General features: G+C 70.3%; 16 protein-coding genes. 3 read left to right on the forward strand and 13 right to left on the reverse strand.

Going from position 1 to position 18,744, the window contains the following annotated elements; translation table 11 throughout:
* Position 1 precedes the first annotated feature (1 nt).
* The 11 genes from murC to ACWIDW_RS04005 all read right to left on the reverse strand — a co-directional run bounded on the left by murC (position 2) and on the right by ACWIDW_RS04005 (position 12,318).
* Positions 2 to 1,402, reverse strand: a complete 1,401-nt coding sequence (murC, locus tag ACWIDW_RS03955; RefSeq protein ID WP_454123106.1) for a UDP-N-acetylmuramate--L-alanine ligase — start codon at positions 1,400 to 1,402, stop codon at positions 2 to 4.
* 12 nt (positions 1,403 to 1,414) lie between these two features.
* Positions 1,415 to 2,488, reverse strand: a complete 1,074-nt coding sequence (locus ACWIDW_RS03960; protein WP_454123108.1) for a UDP-N-acetylglucosamine--N-acetylmuramyl-(pentapeptide) pyrophosphoryl-undecaprenol N-acetylglucosamine transferase — start codon at positions 2,486 to 2,488, stop codon at positions 1,415 to 1,417.
* On the reverse strand, positions 2,485 to 3,711 hold the full coding sequence (locus ACWIDW_RS03965; protein ID WP_454123110.1) for a peptidoglycan glycosyltransferase FtsW: 1,227 nt from the start codon (positions 3,709 to 3,711) through the stop codon (positions 2,485 to 2,487). Before ACWIDW_RS03965 ends, ACWIDW_RS03960 begins: the two co-directional genes overlap by 4 nt.
* A gap of 13 nt (positions 3,712 to 3,724) precedes the next feature.
* On the reverse strand, positions 3,725 to 5,227 hold the full coding sequence (gene murD, locus ACWIDW_RS03970) for a UDP-N-acetylmuramoyl-L-alanine--D-glutamate ligase (RefSeq protein ID WP_454123112.1): 1,503 nt from the start codon (positions 5,225 to 5,227) through the stop codon (positions 3,725 to 3,727).
* Positions 5,224 to 6,324 (reverse strand): phospho-N-acetylmuramoyl-pentapeptide-transferase, encoded by a 1,101-nt coding sequence (mraY, locus tag ACWIDW_RS03975; RefSeq protein ID WP_454123114.1) that lies wholly within the window; start codon positions 6,322 to 6,324, stop codon positions 5,224 to 5,226. The genes murD and mraY overlap by 4 nt, the downstream gene beginning before the upstream one ends.
* Positions 6,321 to 7,733 carry a UDP-N-acetylmuramoyl-tripeptide--D-alanyl-D-alanine ligase gene (locus ACWIDW_RS03980; RefSeq protein ID WP_454123116.1) on the reverse strand — a complete coding sequence of 471 codons (1,413 nt, stop codon included), beginning with the start codon at positions 7,731 to 7,733 and terminating at the stop codon, positions 6,321 to 6,323. Before ACWIDW_RS03980 ends, mraY begins: the two co-directional genes overlap by 4 nt.
* Before the next feature lie 30 nt (positions 7,734 to 7,763).
* Entirely contained in the window at positions 7,764 to 9,563 is a 1,800-nt protein-coding gene (locus ACWIDW_RS03985; protein ID WP_454123117.1) for a peptidoglycan D,D-transpeptidase FtsI family protein, read from the reverse strand.
* Positions 9,564 to 9,598: 35 nt separating this feature from the next.
* Positions 9,599 to 10,192 carry a hypothetical protein gene (locus ACWIDW_RS03990; protein ID WP_454123119.1) on the reverse strand — a complete coding sequence of 198 codons (594 nt, stop codon included), beginning with the start codon at positions 10,190 to 10,192 and terminating at the stop codon, positions 9,599 to 9,601.
* Positions 10,189 to 11,127 (reverse strand): 16S rRNA (cytosine(1402)-N(4))-methyltransferase RsmH, encoded by a 939-nt coding sequence (gene rsmH / locus ACWIDW_RS03995; protein WP_454123120.1) that lies wholly within the window; start codon positions 11,125 to 11,127, stop codon positions 10,189 to 10,191. Before rsmH ends, ACWIDW_RS03990 begins: the two co-directional genes overlap by 4 nt.
* A gap of 96 nt (positions 11,128 to 11,223) precedes the next feature.
* Complete coding sequence (gene mraZ / locus ACWIDW_RS04000) at positions 11,224 to 11,655, reverse strand: division/cell wall cluster transcriptional repressor MraZ (RefSeq protein WP_454123121.1); 432 nt, start codon at positions 11,653 to 11,655, stop codon at positions 11,224 to 11,226.
* 276 nt (positions 11,656 to 11,931) lie between these two features.
* Positions 11,932 to 12,318, reverse strand: a complete 387-nt coding sequence (locus tag ACWIDW_RS04005) for a DUF3040 domain-containing protein (RefSeq protein ID WP_454123122.1) — start codon at positions 12,316 to 12,318, stop codon at positions 11,932 to 11,934.
* 96 nt (positions 12,319 to 12,414) lie between these two features.
* Here ACWIDW_RS04005 and ACWIDW_RS04010 point away from each other — a divergent pair, with 96 nt between their 5' ends.
* Positions 12,415 to 13,491, forward strand: coding sequence for a polyprenyl synthetase family protein (locus ACWIDW_RS04010; protein WP_454123124.1), 1,077 nt, complete (start codon positions 12,415 to 12,417; stop codon positions 13,489 to 13,491).
* Positions 13,492 to 13,521: 30 nt separating this feature from the next.
* On the opposite strand, the gene ACWIDW_RS04015 is transcribed toward ACWIDW_RS04010, so the two are convergent.
* Positions 13,522 to 13,866: an Rv2175c family DNA-binding protein gene (locus ACWIDW_RS04015; protein WP_454123125.1), complete on the reverse strand. Its 345-nt coding sequence runs from the start codon at positions 13,864 to 13,866 to the stop codon at positions 13,522 to 13,524.
* Between the two features lie 142 nt (positions 13,867 to 14,008).
* On the opposite strand from ACWIDW_RS04015, the gene ACWIDW_RS04020 reads away from it, so the two are divergent.
* Positions 14,009 to 15,217 (forward strand): LysM peptidoglycan-binding domain-containing protein, encoded by a 1,209-nt coding sequence (locus ACWIDW_RS04020; protein ID WP_454123127.1) that lies wholly within the window; start codon positions 14,009 to 14,011, stop codon positions 15,215 to 15,217.
* Positions 15,218 to 15,299: 82 nt separating this feature from the next.
* Positions 15,300 to 17,249: a Stk1 family PASTA domain-containing Ser/Thr kinase gene (pknB, locus tag ACWIDW_RS04025; RefSeq protein ID WP_454123128.1), complete on the forward strand. Its 1,950-nt coding sequence runs from the start codon at positions 15,300 to 15,302 to the stop codon at positions 17,247 to 17,249.
* A 75-nt stretch (positions 17,250 to 17,324) separates the two neighbouring features.
* Here the strand turns inward: pknB and ACWIDW_RS04030 are convergent, their stop codons facing one another.
* Positions 17,325 to 18,662, reverse strand: a complete 1,338-nt coding sequence (locus tag ACWIDW_RS04030; RefSeq protein WP_454123129.1) for a class II 3-deoxy-7-phosphoheptulonate synthase — start codon at positions 18,660 to 18,662, stop codon at positions 17,325 to 17,327.
* Positions 18,663 to 18,744 lie beyond the last annotated feature (82 nt).

Below are 18,744 nucleotides of genomic sequence, written 5' to 3' on the forward strand. Positions count from 1 at the left end.
GTCAGTCCTCGGTGGGGCGGCGCAGCGCGTCGAGCACCTGCGGGATGATCTGGTACACGTTTCCGCAGCCCAGCGTCACCACGCAGTCGCCGTCGCGGGCGATGCGGGCCGTGTAGTCGGCCGCCTCCTGCCAGTCCGGCACGTAGTGCACGTTCGCCTGGTCGGCGAACGCACCGCTGACCAGCTCTCCCGTGACACCGGGCACCGGATCCTCGCGCGCGCCGTAGACGTCGAGCATCACCGTGTGATCGGCGAGCTCCTCGAGCACCGCGGCGAACTCCCGGAACATGTGCTGGGTGCGCGAGTACGTGTGCGGCTGCTGGATCGCGATGAGGCGGCCGGATCCGGCGACCCCGCGCATCGCCTCGAGGGCGGCGCGCACCTCGGTCGGGTGGTGCGCGTAGTCGTCGTACACGTGCACCCCGCGGGCTTCGCCGTGCAGCTCGAGCCGGCGCACGGTCCCCGCGAAGCCCTCCACCGCGCGCACCGCCTCGGTCAGGCCGTGGCCGAGCGTGAGCAGCACGGCGACGATGCCGGCGGCGTTGATCGCGTTGTGCGCGCCGGGCACGGCGAGCCGCATCCGCTCCGATTCGCCTCCGTGCACCAGGGTCGCGGACACACCCCCGGTCGTGACGATGTCGTCGATGCGCAGATCCGCGTCGGCCGCGTGCCCGAATGTGACGACCCTGCGGTGGCTGAGGCCGGCCCGCACACGCTGCGCTCCGGGATCGTCGCTCGAGATCACCACCGCCTCGCGTGCCCGGTCTGCGAAGCGGACGAAGGCGTCGTAGAACGCCTGCTCCGAACCGAAGAAGTCGAGGTGGTCGGGGTCGACGTTGGTGATCAGCGCGATCGCCGTGTCGTACAGCAGGAAGGTGCCGTCGGACTCGTCGGCCTCGATCACGAACAGCTCGTCGGCCCCGGTGCCGCTCGAGACGCCGAGCTGCTCGATCACGCCGCCGTTGACGAAGCTCGGGTCGGCGCCGAGTGCGTGCAGGGCGGTGACGAGCATGCCGGTCGAGCTGGTCTTGCCGTGCGCTCCGGCGACGGAGACGAGGCGACGGCCGCCGATCAGCCAGTGCAGCGCCTGCGAGCGGTGGATCACGTGCAGTCCGCGATGCTTCGCGGTGACGAACTCGGGGTTCTCGGGCCAGATCGCGCCGGTGTGGATCACCGTGTCGGCGTCGCCGAGGTGGGCGGCGTCATGCCCCACGTGCACGGTCGCCCCCGCGGCCGCGAGCGAACGCAGGCCGGCGCTGTCGGCGCGGTCGGAGCCGGAGACGCGGATGCCCGCGTCGAGGAACATCTTCGCGAGCCCGCTCATGCCGGATCCGCCGATGCCGATGAAGTGCGCGGAGGTGATGGTCTCGGGGATCGGAAGGGAGAGGTCGGGTCTGATCATGTCGCTCCCAGTCTACTTTTCGGCGAGTGCGCGATCGATCAGCGCGATGAGGTCCTCTGCTCCCGTGCGCGAGCCGATGCGCTCGGCTGCGGCAGCCATCGCGTCGATGCGGGCGCGGTCGCCGAGCAGCGGGACGATCTTCTCGCGCACGACGTCACCGTCGAAGGTCGCGTCGTCGAGCAGAACGGCGGCCCCCGCCTCGACGGCGGATGCCGCGTTGAGTCGCTGCTCGCCGTTGCCGACCGCGTACGGCACGTACACGGCGGGGATGCCGAGGGCGCTGACCTCGCTGACCGTGGCCGAGCCCGAGCGGGAGACGATCAGATCGGCCAGCGCGAACGCGAGGTCCATGCGGTCGATGTAGCGGCGCATCGCGTAGCCCGGCACGTCAGGATCGACCAGGTCGCTGCGCTCACCGGTGGCGTGCAGCAGCTGCCAGCCCGCGGCGAGCACATCGGCCCACGAGCCGGCGAACGCCTCGTTGAGTCGCAGCGCCCCCAGTGATCCCCCGAAGACGAGCAGAACGGGGCGATCGGCATCCAGACCGAAGTGCGCGGCCGCTTCGGCCCGCGTCGCCCGGCGGTCGAGATCGACGATCTCGCGACGCAGAGGCATGCCGACGACCTCGCCGCGCTTGAGCGGCGTGCCCTCGAAGGCGACGCCGACCGCGGCTGCGGTGCGGGCGCCGAGCACGTTCGCCAGGCCGGGTCTGGCGTTCGCCTCGTGAACCACGAACGGCACGCGCTCGCGCCGGGCGGCGACGTACGCAGGGGCGGAGGCGTAGCCGCCGAAGCCCACCACCACGTCCACGCCGCGGCTGCGGATGTGCTGGCGCACCTGCGACACCGCCCGCTGGAAGCGTGCGGGGAACACGATCGCGGCGCCGTCGGGGCGACGCGGGAACGGAACCTTGTCGACGATGAGCAGTTCGTAACCGCGCTCAGGAACCAGACGCGCCTCGAGCCCCTCCTTCGTGCCGAGCACCAGCACGTCGCCGTCGGCGCGATCGCGCAGCAGATCGGCGACGGCGAGCAGCGGGTTGACGTGGCCGGCGGTGCCACCGCCGGCGAGGAGGTACGAAGTCACCTGGTGACCCTACCCTGCGCCGCCGCGCCTCGTCCGCGCGTCGGCTGAGCGGGGTCGTCGGCCTTCGCGGCCGGGAGCGTGCGCGCGAACGCCAGCAGCACGCCGCAGGCGGCGAGCACCGAGATGAGCGCGGTGCCGCCCTGCGACATGAACGGCAGCGGCACGCCCATCACCGGGAACACGCGCAGCACGACGCCGATGTTGATCAGCGCCTGACCCAGGATCCACACCCCGATGCCGCCGGCGGCGACCCGCACGAAGGGATCGGCCGAGCGGCGCACGATGCGGAAGACGCCGACCGCGAACACGGCGAACAGGGCGAGCACCAGAACGCAGCCGATCAGGCCGAGCTCCTCGCCGACGATCGCGAAGATGTAGTCGTTCTCGGCGGCGGGCAGCCAGCCGTACTTCTCCTGCGAATTGCCGAGCCCGACGCCGAAGATGCCGCCGTTGGCCATCCCCCACATGCCGTGCACCGCCTGGTAGCACTCCCTCGTCGGGTCGCACGACTCAGGATCGAACGCCGACAGGATGCGGCGCATCCGGTTGTCGCTGGTGAGCGCGTAGCCGAGCACCGCCACGACACCGCCGATGAGCGGAAGGATGAACAGCCGCAGCTTGACGCCGGCGAAGAACAGGGCCCCGAGCACGATCAGCACGAGGATCATCGCGGTTCCGAGGTCGGAACCGCCGAGCACCGTGGCGATGACCATGATCGAGACCGGCACCACCGGGATGAACACGTGGTGCCAGATGCCCAGGCGTGCGCGCTTGCGCAGCAGGACGAAGGCGATCCACAGGGCGAGGGCGAGCTTGAGGAACTCGGACGGCTGCAGCTGGAATCCCGCGATGTTCACCCAGTTCGTGTTGCCGTAAGACGACACACGCAGACTCGGCACGAACACGAGCAGCTGCAGCGCGGTGGCGCCGATCAGCGCGGGCCAGGCGATCCGGCCGAGGAAGGCGACGGGCATCCGGCTGATGAGCAGCATCAGCGGGATGCCGAGCATGGCGAAGATCCCCTGCTTGAGCGCGCCGTCCCAGGGGTCGGCCCGCGCGCTGGTGGCCGAGAGCACCATGACCCACCCGAAGACGGTGAGCACGAGCGCGGTCGAGGCGATGAGCACGAACTCCGTGGTCGGCGGCGTGAACCGCCTGCCGAGCAGGACTCGGGCGGCGAGACCGCGCTCGCCGGTGCGCGGAGGGCTGGTCGTCTGCGTCATCCGCCCTCCCCGTCTACGATCCGGATCGCTCGATCCATGCGCGCACCGCCTGCGCGAAGCGCTCTCCTCGGTCCGCGTAGCTGGAGAACTGGTCGAAGGATGCCGCGGCAGGGGCCAGCAGAACCGTCCCCTCGCCGTCGATGATCCCCGTCGCCAGTTCCACGACGCGATCCATGACCTCCCCAGTCTCACCGGGGACGACCTCGAAGACGGGCACCTGCGATGCGTGTCGCTCGAATGCCGCGAGAACGGGCTCGCGTTCCACACCGATGACGATCGCGGCGGCGGCCGTGCGGCCGGCACCGGCGACGAGCTCGGCGAGGTCGACGCCCTTGAGATCTCCGCCGACGACCCACACCGCACCCGGGTAGGCGCGCAGCGACGACGCTGCGGCGTGCGGGTTCGTCGCCTTGGAGTCGTCGATCCAGCGGATGCCGCGGTGCTCGGAGATCAGCTGGATGCGGTGCGCGTCGAGCGCGAAGCCCTGCAGGGCGTCGTGGATGGCTGACGGCGCGACGTCGAGGGAGCGGGCCAGCGCGGACGCGGCGAGGATGTTCTGCACGATGTGCGGCGCGTCGAGCCCGACCGCGCGCAGCTCGGCGACGGTCGTGAGCTCGAGGGCGCTGTGCCGGCGGTCGTCGTGGAAGGCCCTGTCGACGAGGATCCCGTCGACGACGCCCAGATCGCTGGGTCCGGGGGTGCCGAGATCGAAGCCGATCGCTCTGGCGCCCTCGGTGACGTCCGCCTCCTCGACCATGCGCAGGGTCGCGGCATCGGTCTTGTTGTAGACGCAGGCCGCTTTCGTGTGCCGGTACACGAACGACTTCGCCTCGCGGTACGCGTCGGCGCTGCCGTGCCAGACGAGGTGATCGTCGGCGAGGTTCAGGCAGACGGCGGCGTGCGGCACGAGCTGCCCCGCCGCGGCGGACTGCCCGATGTACCAGAGCTGGTGGCTCGACAGCTCGACGACGAGCACGTCGAAGCCGCCGGGATCGCGCACCGCGTCGAGCACCGGGATGCCGATGTTGCCGCAGGGCGCGGCGCGCAGGCCGCCCGCCTGCAGCAGAGTCGCGGTGAGCCGGGTCGTCGTGGTCTTGCCGTTCGTGCCGGTGATCAGCACCCATTCGGCCGGAGTCCCGTCGGCGCGCAGCACCTTGTCGCGCACCCGCCACGCCAGTTCGACATCGCCCCACAGGGCGATGCCGTTCTGCTGTGCCCAGCGGATCACGGGATGCGAGGGCGGGAACCCGGGAGAGGCGACGACGACATCGGGAGCGAAGTCGCTGAGCGCCGCGGGCACCTCCGCCAGCGAGCCGAGTTCGAGGCGCGCGCCGATCACGGGGACGAGTCGGGCGTACTCGTCCGACGCGCTCTCCGAGAGCAGGAGGACGTCGGCGCCGAGCTCGGTGAGGGTGTCGGCAGCCGAGAACCCCGTCATCGACAGACCGAGCACGGCAACACGCAGCCCCGACCAGTCGGCGTGCCAGCTGGTGAGCGAGTCGAGCCTGGCGCTCATGCCTGGATCAGCCAGTCGACGTAGAAGAGTCCCACGGCCGACACCGCGAGCAGCCCGGCGATGATCCACAGCCGCACGACGATCGTCACCTCGGCCCAGCCGCGCATCTCGAGATGGTGATGGAACGGACTCATCAGGAACAGCCGCTTGCCGCGGGTGATCTTGAAGTAGGCGCGCTGCAGGATGACCGACCCGGACGACAGCACGAAGATGCCGGCGATGACCAGCAGCAGCAGCTCGGTGCGGGTCAGGATCGCCATGGCGGTGATGACACCGCCGATCGCCATCGAGCCGACGTCGCCCATGAAGACCTTCGCCTTCGGGGCGTTCCACCACAGGAATCCGACCAGCCCGCCGGCGAACGCGGCCGAGACCGTCGCCAGGTTGAGCGGTTCGCGCACCTCGTAGCATCCGGCCTGCGCCATCAGCGATCCCACGCATGACTGCTTGAACTGCCAGAACGCGATGAGACTGTAGGCACCCACGACGAAGACGCCCGCTCCCGCGGCGAGGCCGTCGAGCCCGTCGGTCAGGTTCACGCTGTTCGACGTGGCGACTCCGATCACCGACACCCAGATCAGGTAGAGGATCCAGCCCAGCACCGCCCCGAAGGCGAACAGGTTCAGCCACGAGATGTCGCGGAAGAGCGAGACGTAGCCGCTGGCCGGGTACTGGCCGAGGCGGTTCGGGAAGTTCAGCGCCACGATGCCGAACGGCACGAGCACGAACAGCTGGCCGACGACCTTGCGCCAGCCCGAGAGCCCCAGACTGCGCTGGCTGCGCACCTTCATGTAGTCGTCGATGAAGCCGACGATGCCGAAGCCGACCATCAGCCACAGCACGAGGATGGCTGATAGGGCGGGAGTCGTGCCGCCGAAGAAGCTCCCGGCGAAGTACCCGACGATCGTGCCGAGGATGAAGATCACGCCGCCCATCGTGGGCGTGCCGCGTTTGGCCTCGTGGCTCGGGTTGGCGATGTCCTCCGGGGTGCGGATGACCTGCCCCCAGCCGATCCGGCGGAACACCTTGAGGAAGACCGGGGTCAGGAAGAGCGAGAAGGCGAGCGATATCGCAGTCGCCATCAACAAAGACCTCACGAGAACGATTCTCCCAGACGATCGCCGAGGTGCCGGAGCCCGGCGGAGTTGGACGACTTCACGAGCACCCGATCCCCGTCGCGCAGCTCGCCTCTCAGGTACTCGAACGCCGCGTCCTGGTCGGGCAGATGAACGGCTTCGCCGTCCCACGATCCCTCGCCGACCGCGGCCAGGTACAGACGCCGCGCGTCCGCCCCGACGACCACGATGCGCTGGATGTTCAGCCGCACGGCGAGCAGCCCGATGCGGTCGTGCTCCTCCCCTGCCGTCTCGCCGAGTTCGCTCATCGCGCCGAGCACGGCGACCGTCCGCTCGCCGGGGCCGGAGATCTGCGCGAGGGTGCGCAAAGCCGCGGCCATCGAGTCGGGGCTCGCGTTGTAGGCGTCGTTGATGATCCGCACGCGGTCGGAGCCCATCGGCTCCATGCGCCAGCGCTCGGCGATCCGCACCGTCTCCAGACGGCTGATCGACTGGCGCACCGGCACGCCGAGCACGCGGGCCGCCGCGATCGCGGCGAGGGCGTTGCTCGAGTGATGCGCGCCGAGCACCTGCAGCCGCAGCGGGATCTCCTCGCCGTCGGCGATGACGGCCGCGGTCGTGCCGTCGGACGTCACCTCGATGCGGTCGGCGCGCACCTCGGCATCCGGATGCTGACCGAACCCGACCACCGACATGCCCCGCTCCTCGGCGATGCGGCGCATCGCCCAGACCCGCGGGTCGTCGACGTTCAGCACGGCGGTGCCGTCTGCGCGTGCCGCGGACACCAGCTCGGACTTCGCGAGCGCGGTCTGCTCGATGCCGCCGAATCCCCCGGCGTGTGCCAGGCCGACCATCAGCACGACCGAGACGTCGGGCTCGACGAGACCGGCGAGGCGCGCGATGCTGCCACGTCCGGCGGCGCCGAACTCGCTGACCAGGTAACGGGTGTCCGGTGTCACGCGCAGCATGGTCAGCGGCGCGCCGACCTCGTTGTTGTACGAGCGGACGGGAGCGACCGTCTCACCCTCGTCGGAGAGGATGCGCGCGAGGAAGTTCTTCGTCGTGGTCTTGCCGTTCGACCCGGTGATGCCCACGATCCGCAGCCGTCCGGCGGCGCGCACGCGCGCGACCACTTCTCGCGCGAGATCCGCCAGGGCGGCGACGGCGTCGGCCACGACGATCTGCGTGATCGGCGCCTCGACGGGGTGCTCCACGATGGCAAGCACGGCCCCGGCCTCGGCGGCGGTCGGCACGAAGCGATGCCCGTCGGTGGTCTCACCGGGCTTGGCGACGAAGATCGCGCCCGGGCTCATCTCGCGGGAGTCGGTGTCGACGAGACCGTCGACGACGGTGTCAGCCGTGTCGGCGGCGTGCAGGCGCAGCTCGCCGCGGAGGATCTCGGCGATCTCGCCGAGCGGAAGGGCGATCATGTTGCATCTCCTTGCGCGGCGGGATGCCGGCTAGTCGAATTTCGGGAGCAGCTCGTCCATGGGCTGCGAAGAGGGGGCGACGCGGTAGGTCTTGAGCACCTGGGTGAGCGCTTTCTGCAGAGCAGGCGCAGTGGCCGCGGATGATGTAATCCTAGTCGGCTCGTCGAGAGTGACCATCACGACGTACTGCGGATCCTCGATCGGAGCCACCCCGAGGATGCTCGTCTCGTACACCCCCGCCTTGTATCCGCCGTGTCCGTCCGGCGTCTGCGCGGTGCCGGTCTTGGTGCCGATCCGGTACCCCGGAACGGCGACCGTGTCGGCGAGCCCGCCCTGCACGGCCACGTTCTCGAGCATGCGGCGCACCTGCGCGGCGGTGTCAGCCGACACGACGCGTTCGCGCTCGGTGTGCGTCCGGTGCACCTCGCCGTCGCTGTCGGTGCAGGATTCGATCAGGCTCAGGCCGATCCGCTCGCCGTCGTTCGCGAGGGTCTGGTAGGCGCTGACCACCTGCGCGGGCGTGACGGTGAACGCCTGCCCGAAGGTGGTGGCGTACAGCGACTGGTTGTCCCATTTCTCGGGCGGTGCCACCCCGCCCGGCTCCTCGGCGGGCCAGTTCATGTCGGTCTTCTCACCCACACCGAACTTCTTCAGGTACTCGTAGCGGGTCTCGGGCGCGACCATCGTGCCGAACTTCGACAGTGCCACGTTCGACGAGTCGATGAGAGCGCCGGCGAGGGTGTAGTCGTAGCGCGGGTGCGAGAACGCGTCGCCGATGTTGGCGCCGTTCGGGAAGCGCTCCCGGCTGGCCGCCGATACGGTGGTGTCGGACGTGACCGCCTTCTCCTCGAGCAGCGTCGCGGCGGTGATCGGCTTGAACGTCGAACCGGGCTCGTAGGTGTGGGTGAAGATCTGCGACTTCCACAGGTTCGCCGGCACACCGTCGACATCGTTGGGGTCCACGGTGGGCGCCTCCGCCATGGCGCGGATCTTCCCGGTCTTCACCTCGACGACGGTGACCGTGCCGCTCTGCGCGCCCTGCTTCTGCACCTCTTCGGCGAGCATCTGCTGCAGATACCAGTTCAGGTCGCTGTTGATGGTGAGCTCCACCGTGCCGCCGTCGGTGGCCGGGGTGATCTGCTCGCTGCCGGGGATCTTCACACCACCCTGCCCGCGAAGGTAGGTCATCTCGCCGTTCTCGGGCGTGAGGCACTCGTCGGCGATGAGCTCGACGCCGTACTGGGCTGTCCCCGACCCGTCGAGGAAGCCGAGCGCACTGCCGGCGACGGCGCCGTTCGGGTACACCCGCACCGACCGCGGCGTCATCGCGATGTACGCGAGCCCCTGGTCGGCCTTCAGCGCGCGCAGCTCGAGGTACTGCTCCGTGCTCAGCCCGCGGGCGAGCTCGAGATACTGGGAGTCCGGATCCTCCGCGAGCTTCTGGGCGAGCCTGCCGCGCAGGTCGTCGGCGGTGAGGCCGGCGATGCGGGCGATGCGCTCGCTGGCCTCTGCCCAGTCGAGCTTCGGCTTCTTGCGCTTGTCGGTCTGCTCCTCGAACTGACGGATCAGCACCGGGGACAGCTCGGCGTCGTACACCGTCACGCTCGAGGCGAGCACGGTGCCGTCAGCGTCCGTGATGTCGCCGCGCGCACCGGCGATCACCTGCGTCGAGCCGAGGTTGCCGGTGTTCACGCCCTCGGCGACGTGGTCGTCGGCGTGCACCACCTGGATGTCCACGAGGCGGAACACGAAGGCGCCGAGCACCATGAGGATCACCGCGAGGGCGACGACCGTGCGTCGCCGCTGTGAACGAGTGGCTCGAGTCGTCATGCGCGTCTCCGTGCGGTGGGTTATCGGGCGGTGGGCTATCGGGTGACAGGGGTGGGAAGTCCGCCGGTGACGACGGGAGGGCCTGCGGGCTCGGGCGGGACGACGGTGGCGTCGGACACCCCGTCTGCGAGGGCGCCGTCGTCCGGCGCCGTGTCGGCGGGCGGTGCCGGCGGGGGCACGAGCAGGGCGTTGCCGACCGCGGTCCCCCCGTTGGGGTTGACGGTGGATGCCGCGCTCGCGCCGTCTCCGGCGCCGAGGACCTGCCCGTCGCTGAGGCGCAGGTACGACGCGGATCCAGCGACGACGAGCCCCATGGCATCCGCCTTCTTCGCCAGCGACTGGGGCGAGCTGATGCCGATCAGCTGCTCGTGCAGGGCCTGCTTCTGCAGGCCGAGTTCGTGCTGCTGGGTGTTCAGCCCCGCGAGCACGAAGGCGTCGCGGGTGGTGGCGAGCGAGATACCCATCTGCGCGGCGCCGATCGCGAGGGCGCCTACGACGGCGAGGGCTGCGTACGCGAGTCGCGGGCGTCGTGCGGGTGCGGGTGCGGGCGCGGCGACCGGGGTGAGCCGGCGCGGCGGGTCGACACGCGGGGTGGGGCGCGGCAGGGCCCGCGCGATCTGCAGGCTCATGCCGACTCCCTCAGCTTCTCTGCGGCGCGCAGCCGCACGGGTATCGCGCGCGGGTTGCGCGCCTTCTCCTCATCGCTCGCCAGCTCCGCGCCCTTCGTGAGGGTCCGGAAGCGCGGGGCGTGCTCCGGAAGCTCGACGGGCAGGCCGGCGGGCGCGGTCGACGACGAGGCCGCCGAGAACGCCTGCTTGACCAGGCGGTCTTCGAGCGACTGGTACGCCATGACGGCGATGCGCCCTCCGACCACGAGCGCGTCCATCGCGGCGGGAATGGCGTCGGCGAGCACGCTGAGCTCGGAGTTGACTTCGATGCGCAGCGCCTGGAACACGCGCTTGGCGGGATGGCCGGCGCGCTGCGCGGCGGCCGGCGTGGCGGCCACGAGCAGGTCGACGAGCTCGCCCGAGCGGGTGAGCGGACGCTCGGCGCGCGCCTGCACGATGAAGCGGGCGTAGCGGCCGGCGAGCTTCTCCTCGCCGAAGCGCTCGAAGATCCGCCGGAGCTGGCCCTCGCTGTACTCCGCGAGGATGGTCGCGGCGGTGCGTCCCCTCGTCTGGTCCATGCGCATGTCGAGCGGCGCGTCCTTCGAGTACGCGAAGCCGCGCTCCGCCTCGTCGAGCTGCAGGGACGAGACGCCGAGGTCGAACAGGATCGCCGACGCGCCCTGCGCGTGCAGGCCGATCTCGTCGTAGACGGTGTGCACGAGCGTGACGCGGTCGCCGAAGGGCGCCAGACGCTCGCCCGCGATGCGCAGCGCGTCCGTGTCGCGGTCGAGTCCGATCAGGCGGATGCCGGGGAAGCGCTCCAGGAAGGCCTCGGAGTGACCGCCCATGCCGAGCGTGGCATCGACGAGCACCGCGCCGTCCTGCTGCAGCGCCGGTGCGAGCAGCTCGATGCAGCGCTCCAGCAGCACGGGTGTGTGGATGTCGCGGATGCTCATGATCTTCTCCCGTGACCTCCGGCTCTGATTCCTCTCCGCTCGACCCGGCACCGGGGAAGTGTGTCGGGGCGGAGCGGCGAGGCATCACAGCCGTGGTCAGAACAAGCCGGGAATCACCTCCTGTTCCAGATCGGCGTAGGACTCTTCGTTGCTCTCGAGGTAGGCGTTCCAGGCGGAGGCGTCCCAGATCTCGGCGTGCGCGCCGACTCCCGTGACGACCAGCTCCTTCTCCAGCCCCGCGTACTGCCTGAGGTGCGCGGGGATGGTGATGCGGTTCTGGCTGTCGGGCATCTCGGCGCTGGCTCCGGAGAGGAACATGCGCAGGAAGCTGCGGGCCTGCTTGTCGGTGAGCGGAGCCTCGCGGATCCGCTCGTGCTTGGCCTCGAACTCGGCGGTGCTGAACACGTACAGGCAGCGCTCCTGGCCGCGGGTGACCACGATGCCGCCGGCGAGGTCCTCGCGGAACTTCGCAGGAAGGATCACGCGGCCCTTGTCGTCCAGCTTCGGCGTGTGGGTACCCAGCAGCACTGGCCATCACCCCCTCTGCGTCCGGCCAACTCGAGGTGCGCACCACTTTACTCCACTTCGCTCCACTTACCTACGACCAATCCGTGCGAATCTCGCGAAGGTGATCCCCGATGCTGTCGAGACACGCGTGGTTCCGCGGATCAGGCTGGGTGGAGCGCGGTGGAGGGCGGGTGGAGGGCCGGTGGAGGGCTCGCCGTCACACAGAGGTCGGCAGACACGAAAAAACCCGGATGCTGGGCATCCGGGTCTCTCAGTGGGTCAGGTCAGCGGTTCGGCTCAGCGCTCGTCCTGTCGCCGATCCCATCGGTCGTTCATGCGATCCATGAAGGAGGAGTCGCTGGCCCTCGGGCCGCGAGGGTGCGACGACGCACCGGACGGCACGGTGCGACGCACTGGCGTGAAGGCGAGGATCGCACCACCCAGCATGGCCAGGAACGCCACGACTCCGAGGATGATGCTGCCGACCGCTCCGAGTCTGTCGCCTGCCGCGACCGCGGCGACGAGACCGCCGATGCCGGCGAGCAGCAGAAGGGCGCCGTAGACCAGGTTTCGGTAGCTCAGAGACCGGTCGCCGGACGGCGCTGTGACGACGTCCGCGTCGTGCTGGAGAAGATGACGTTCCATCTCATCGAGCATGCGCTGCTCTTGTTCGGAAAGAGGCATGTCCAACCCCCTCGGTTCGGTCATCCAAGTCTACCCGCGCGCGGGGCGGTCGGCTAGCCGGGCATCGCCCGATTGTCTGCATCTAGGCTGGGAATCGTGTCTTCCTCCCTCGTCACCGACGCCGTCGCCGAGAGACTCGACCGGTTCGTGCAGAGCATCCGCTCGCGAAGCGCCGAGTACGGTCCCGACGCCGACCTGTTCCTCGACGCCGCCGCCGCCACGCTGCAGGGCGGGAAGCGGCTTCGAGCCAGGTTCGCGCACGCGGGCTGGCTCGCGGCCGCGGGTGACGCCGCGACCGCTGATGACGCGCTGTGGGGTCTCGGCGCGGCGCTGGAGATCTTCCAGTCCGCGGCGCTCGTGCACGACGACCTGATCGACAACTCCGATACCCGCCGCGGACGCCCGGCGTCGCATCGCGCGCTCGAAGCCGCGCACCGTGACGCCGGCTGGCACGGCGATGCCGAGGCGTTCGGCCGCTCGACGGCGGTGCTGCTCGGCGACCTCCTCGTCGCCTGGAGCGACGACCTGCTCGAGGAGAGCCTCATCGGGCATCCGCATGCCGCGCCGACGCGCGCGGAGTACGCCCGGATGAGGCGCGACGTCACCGTCGGTCAGATGCTCGACGTGACCGAGGAGTCGGCGTGGAGCGTGAACCCGCCGGCCTCTCTGCTCGAACGCGCGCTGCGCGTGGTCGCGCTGAAGTCCGCGCGGTACAGCGTCGAGCAGCCGATCCTCCTCGGCGCGACCCTCGGCGGGGCCGATGAGCGGCTGCTCGCGCGGCTGCGCGCGTTCGGGCATCCGGTCGGCATGGCCTTCCAGCTGCGCGACGACGTGCTCGGCGTCTTCGGCGATCCCGCGATCACGGGCAAGCCGGCGGGCGACGATCTGCGCGAGGGCAAGCGCACCGCGCTCATCGCGATCGCCCGCGAGGCTCTGCCACCGGATGCCCGGGCGCACCTCGATGCGCGCATCGGCGACCCCGATCTCAGCGCAGCCGAGGTCGCGCAGCTTCAGGAGCTGATCCGCGAGACAGGGGCCGCGACGCAGGTCGAGCGGATGATCGCGGAGTACAGCGATGCCGCGGTGCGAGCGCTCCGTGACGCAGAGCTGAAGGAGAGCGCCTCTCAGGCCCTGCACGGTCTGGCCGAAGCCGCGATCGCCCGATCGGCCTGAACCGGCAGCGCAGCGAGCGCGGGCGTCCGGTCAGGCGAGTGTTCGCGCGACGCGGCGGACCTCGCTCTTGTGCCCGGCGAGAAGCGCGGCGATCGGCGTGCGGCCGAGCGTCTCCTCCTCCGCGAGCAGCCAGTCGATGACCTCGTCGTCCGAGAACGAGGCGTCCTGAAGGGCCATGATCGTGCCGCGCAACGAGGGCAGCGGGCGCGCGTCGACGATGAACACGGCGGGCACCGCGAACGCGCCGTTGCGACGCGAGCCGACCAGGTAGCGCTCGTCGAGCAGCCGGCGGACGCGACCCGGCGTCTCGTGGAGCGCCTCGGCCAGTTCGGGAATCGTCAGCCAGGCGGAGGGATCAGCAGCGTTCTCAGACACCCCTCCACTATCTCACCCGTGCGTCCGGACAGCGCACGCATTCACACGGATCACTCTCGTCACAGCAGTCACAGCTGTTGACATCCGTTTACATGCGTGTCAGCGTTTCTGTGGATCCACGAGCGCTTCCGGGAGAGACGACATGCACATCACCAACCCGCGCACCGCGGCGATGCGGATCACCGCACCGGCCGCCGTCGTCGGCACCCTGGCAGCCGCCCTGACCGCCGCGCCCGCGGGCGCCGACGAGATCCGCGCGACCGCGGCGGCGAGCCACGGGCCGGGCCTGCGCGCCCTCTCGGTCGTGGGCGGCGCTGCGCACACCGCGGTCCGGCCCGCCGTCGCACCGCCCGCCGAGTACACGATCCGACCGGGCGACACCGTCTGGTCGATCGCCGCAGGCCACGGCATCGCCGCCGCCGACCTGCTCGCGTGGAACGGCCTGGGCTGGCGATCGGTGATCTTCCCCGGGCAGACGCTGCGTCTCTCCCCCGCATCCGCGCCGCCGGCCGTGGCGCCGGCACCCGCGCCTCCCGTCGCTCCCGCCCCGGCGGCCGCGCACACGGTCGTCCGCGGAGACACCGTGTTCGCCATCGCGAAGAGGTACGGCACGACGGTCTCGGCGATCATGTCGCTCAACGGCCTCGGCGGCTCCGCGATGATCAGACCCGGTCAGACGCTGCGCATCGCGGCCGGCGCGGCGCCGGCGGCCGCACCCGTCTCCGCCGCACCTGCAGCTCCTCCGGCCGCCGCGGCGCCCGACTCGCACACCGTCACCGCGGGCGACACGCTCTTCGGGATCGCCAGGAAGCACGGCACGAGCGTGGCGGGCCTGCTGCAGGCGAACGGACTCGGCGAGGGCGCCATCATCTACCCGGGCCAGGCTCTTCGACTGACCGCCCCGGCTCCCGCGTCGGCGACGACGACCGGGCAGCGCTCGGCAGCGCTGGATGCCGAGCAGACCGCTCATGCGGCGCGCATCGTCGGGATAGGACGCGAGCTCGGCGTGCCGGATCGCGGCATCGCCATTGCGCTCGCCACCGCGATGGTCGAGTCGTCGATGCGCAACCTCGACCACGGCGACCGCGACTCGCTCGGGCTGTTCCAGCAGCGTCCGAGCCAGGGCTGGGGCGCACCCGAACAGGCGATGGATGCCGACCGCAGCATCCGCGTGTTCTACGGCGGCCCTGCCGACCCGAACGGCGCCGCGAGCCGAGGACTGCTCGACATCACCGGGTGGCAGGACATGCCGTTCACCGCCGCCGCGCAGGCCGTGCAGGTGTCGGCCTACCCCGATCGCTACGGAATGTGGGAGACGCAGGCGCATCAGTGGCTCGCCGCACTGCGATGACGCGCCCATCGTCACCGGATCGAAACCCGCCTGGGGTGCGCCGCTGCCCGTTCTCCCGGCCTGTTCTTCATAGACTCGACCTGTGAACACTCCGCAGGCCGACCCGCTCATCGGGCGGCTTGTCGACGGCAGGTATCGTGTTCGCGCCCGAATCGCTCGCGGCGGCATGGCGACCGTCTACGTCGCCACCGACATGCGCCTCGAACGGCGGATCGCCCTCAAGGTGATGCACGCGCATCTCAGCGACGACTCTGCGTTCCAGAGCCGTTTCATCCAGGAGGCCAGAGCCGCGGCCCGGCTCGCCGATCCGCACGTGGTGAACGTGTTCGATCAGGGGCAGGACGGCGAACTCGCGTACCTGGTGATGGAGTACCTTCCCGGCATCACGCTGCGCGAGCTGATGCGCGAGCAGAAGCGGCTCACCATCACGCAGACGATCACGATCATGGACGCGATCCTGTCCGGTCTCGCGGCCGCGCACGCCGCCGGCATCGTGCACCGCGACGTGAAGCCCGAGAACGTCCTGCTCGCCGAGGACGGCCGGATCAAGATCGGCGACTTCGGCCTCGCCAGAGCGACGACCGCGAACACGGCAACCGGCGCGCAGCTGCTCGGCACGATCGCCTACCTCGCGCCGGAGCTCGTCACCCGCGGCACGGCCGACGCCCGCAGCGACATCTACGCCCTCGGCATCATGCTGTACGAGATGCTCGTCGGCGAGCAGCCGTACCAAGGCGAGCAGCCGATGCAGATCGCCTTCCAGCACGCGACCGAGCAGGTGCCCCGACCGAGTGCACGCAACCCCTCGGTTCCCGAACCGCTCGACGAGCTCGTGCTCTGGGCCACCGAGAAGTCGCCCGACGATCGCCCTCTCGATGCGAAGGCGATGCTCACGCGCCTGCGGGAGATCGAGCGCGAGATCGGCGTCTCGCCCGCACCGACCGCGACCGACGCCTCCGCACGCGAGTACGACTCGGGGTCCGTCACGAAGATCCTGCCCGGCACCGCCCTGCTGCCGAGCCCCGTCGAAGAGGCCGGGGAGTCGGTCGACAACGCCACTCGGCTGCTTCGCCGGACGGCGCGTCGACGCTCCACCGGGGCGGTGCTGCTCACGGTCGTGCTGCTTCTCGCCGTGCTCGCCGGCGGACTCGGGTGGTGGTTCGGATCGGGTCCGGGCTCGCTCATCCCCGTTCCGGCGGTCGCGGGCATGACCTACGAGGATGCCGCCGCCTCGGTCACGTCGGAAGGCCTGGTCCCGGAGAGGGCGGAGCGGTCATCGATCGACGTCGACCCCGGGCTGATCATCGAATCGGCACCGGGCGAGGGCGAGCGGGTCGAGAAGGACAGCACGGTGACGCTCGTCGTCTCCACCGGCCCCGCGAAGCACGAGCTGCCGGCGCTGCGCGGCAAGAGCGCCGACGAGGTGCGCAGCATCCTCGCCGAGAACCGCGTGAACGTCTCGGACGATGTCGAGGAGTACTTCGACGAGCTCGACAAGGGTCTCGTCTTGAACGTGCGCATCACTCCGCGCGACGACGGCGAGGCGTACGGCTGCGCCGACGGCTGCGAGGTGTTCGAAGACGACGCGGCGCTCATCCAGCTCTCGCTCGGCGCGGTGCCGGACGTCACCGGGCGACCCCTTGACGAGGCGGTGCGCCTGCTCGAGGAGGCCCGGTTGAAGGTCGCGGACGAGCGCCCGGAGGACTGGAGCGATTCGGTCGCCAAGGGATCCATCATCGCGCAGAGCTCCGAGCGTCCGGACGGCGGGCCGTGGCGCCCGGGCGACACGGTGACGCTGACCGTGTCGAAGGGTCCGCAGCCGCTGCCCATCCCCGACGTCAAGGGCAAGACCGTGCGGCAGGCGGTCGATGCGCTCAAAGGCGCCGGTTTCAAGGTGAATCCCACCATCGAGGACATCGGGCTGCCCCTCGGCGGCAAGTACTGGGACGTCTACAAGGTGTGCAGCTACGACCCGACGGGCAGCGCAGCCCGTGGCACCACGGTGACCCTCACCCCCGGCTTCTTCTGCTGACTCGGCATCCGCCGACATGACGAGAGCGGCCGCCCGGTGTTCCGGGCGGCCGCTCTCGTCTGCACGTGCGTGAGCTCAGCGCTTCTCGAGCTCCTCCGCGACGAGGAACGCGAGCTCGAGGCTCTGCATGTGGTTCAGACGGGGGTCGCACAGGCTCTCGTAGCGGGTGGCGAGGCCGGCCTCGTCGATCTGCTCCGAGCCGCCGAGGCACTCGGTGACGTCGTCACCCGTGAGCTCGACGTGGATGCCGCCGGGGAACGTGCCCACCGCGCGGTGCGACTCGAAGAACCCGCGGACCTCGTCGACGACGTCGTCGAAGCGCCGCGTCTTGTAGCCGCTCGGCGTGGTGATGCCGTTGCCGTGCATGGGGTCGGTGACCCAGAGCGGCGTGGCGCCGGAGTCCTTGACCGCCTCGAGCAGCGGCGGAAGGGCATCCCGGATCTTCCCCGAGCCCATCCGGGTGATGAAGGTGAGCCGCCCCGGCTCGCGGTTCGGGTCGAGCTTGTCGATCAGCGCGAGCGCGGTCTCGGGGGTCGTGGTCGGCCCGAGCTTGACGCCGATGGGGTTGCGGATGCGGGAGAAGTAGTCGACGTGCGCGCCGTCGAGCTCGCGGGTGCGCTCCCCGATCCAGAGGAAGTGCGCCGAGGTGTTGTACGGGGTTTCCGTGCGCGAGTCGATGCGGGTCATCGGGCTCTCGTAGTCCATCAGCAGGCCCTCGTGGCCCGTGAAGAACTCGACGCGCTTGAGCTCTTCGAAGTCGGCGCCGGCCGCCTCCATGAACTTGATCGCGCGATCGATCTCGGCCGCCATGCGCTCGTAGCGCTGGTTGGCGGGGTTCTGCGCGAAGCCCTTGTTCCACGAGTGGACCTCGCGCAGGTCGGCGAAACCGCCCTGCGTGAAGGCGCGGATGAGGTTCAGGGTCGAGGCGGCCATGTGGTAGCCCTGCAGCAGGCGCCCCGGGTCGGCCGTGCGCGACTTCTCGGTGAAGTCGAAGCCGTTGACGATGTCGCCACGGTAGGCCGGCAGCGTGACGTCGCCGCGGGTCTCGCTGTCGCTCGAGCGCGGCTTGGCGAACTGACCCGCCATCCGGCCCATCTTCACCACGGGCATCGATGCGCCGTACGTGAGCACGACCGCCATCTGCAGCACCGTCTTGATCCGGTTGCGGATCTGGTCGGCGGTGGCACCCGCGAAGGTCTCGGCGCAGTCACCGCCCTGAAGCAGGAAGGCGTTGCCGGATGCCGCGCGGGCGAGCCGCGAGCGGAGGTTGTCGACCTCGCCCGCGAACACGAGCGGCGGCAGCGCGGCCAGCTGCGTGGACACCTCGGCGACGCGCTCGGCGTCGGGCCACTGCGGCTGCTGCTTGATGGGAAGGGATCGCCACGCGTCGAGTTCAGGGTGCGAGGGAAGCATGTGCTCAAGCTTAGTGTCCGCTGACAGGGCCGATCGGCCCTGTGACAAGCGGCCGGACGAGGGCTCGGATCCGACGGGCAGG

This window comes from Microbacterium sp. NPDC055312, assembly GCF_053645675.1.

Bases quoted from the DNA above. Each gene is read 5' to 3' on its own strand.
- murC (WP_454123106.1), bottom strand. From the start codon at position 1,402: ATGATCAGACCCGACCTCTCCCTTCCGATCCCCGAGACCATCACCTCC.
- ACWIDW_RS03965 (WP_454123110.1), bottom strand. From the start codon at position 3,711: ATGACGCAGACGACCAGCCCTCCGCGCACCGGCGAGCGCGGTCTCGCC.
- murD (WP_454123112.1), bottom strand. From the start codon at position 5,227: ATGAGCGCCAGGCTCGACTCGCTCACCAGCTGGCACGCCGACTGGTCG.
- ACWIDW_RS03980 (WP_454123116.1), bottom strand. From the start codon at position 7,733: ATGATCGCCCTTCCGCTCGGCGAGATCGCCGAGATCCTCCGCGGCGAG.
- ACWIDW_RS03985 (WP_454123117.1), bottom strand. From the start codon at position 9,563: ATGACGACTCGAGCCACTCGTTCACAGCGGCGACGCACGGTCGTCGCC.
- ACWIDW_RS03990 (WP_454123119.1), bottom strand. From the start codon at position 10,192: ATGAGCCTGCAGATCGCGCGGGCCCTGCCGCGCCCCACCCCGCGTGTC.
- rsmH (WP_454123120.1), bottom strand. From the start codon at position 11,127: ATGAGCATCCGCGACATCCACACACCCGTGCTGCTGGAGCGCTGCATC.
- ACWIDW_RS04005 (WP_454123122.1), bottom strand. From the start codon at position 12,318: ATGCCTCTTTCCGAACAAGAGCAGCGCATGCTCGATGAGATGGAACGT.
- ACWIDW_RS04020 (WP_454123127.1), top strand. From the start codon at position 14,009: ATGCACATCACCAACCCGCGCACCGCGGCGATGCGGATCACCGCACCG.
- ACWIDW_RS04030 (WP_454123129.1), bottom strand. From the start codon at position 18,662: ATGCTTCCCTCGCACCCTGAACTCGACGCGTGGCGATCCCTTCCCATC.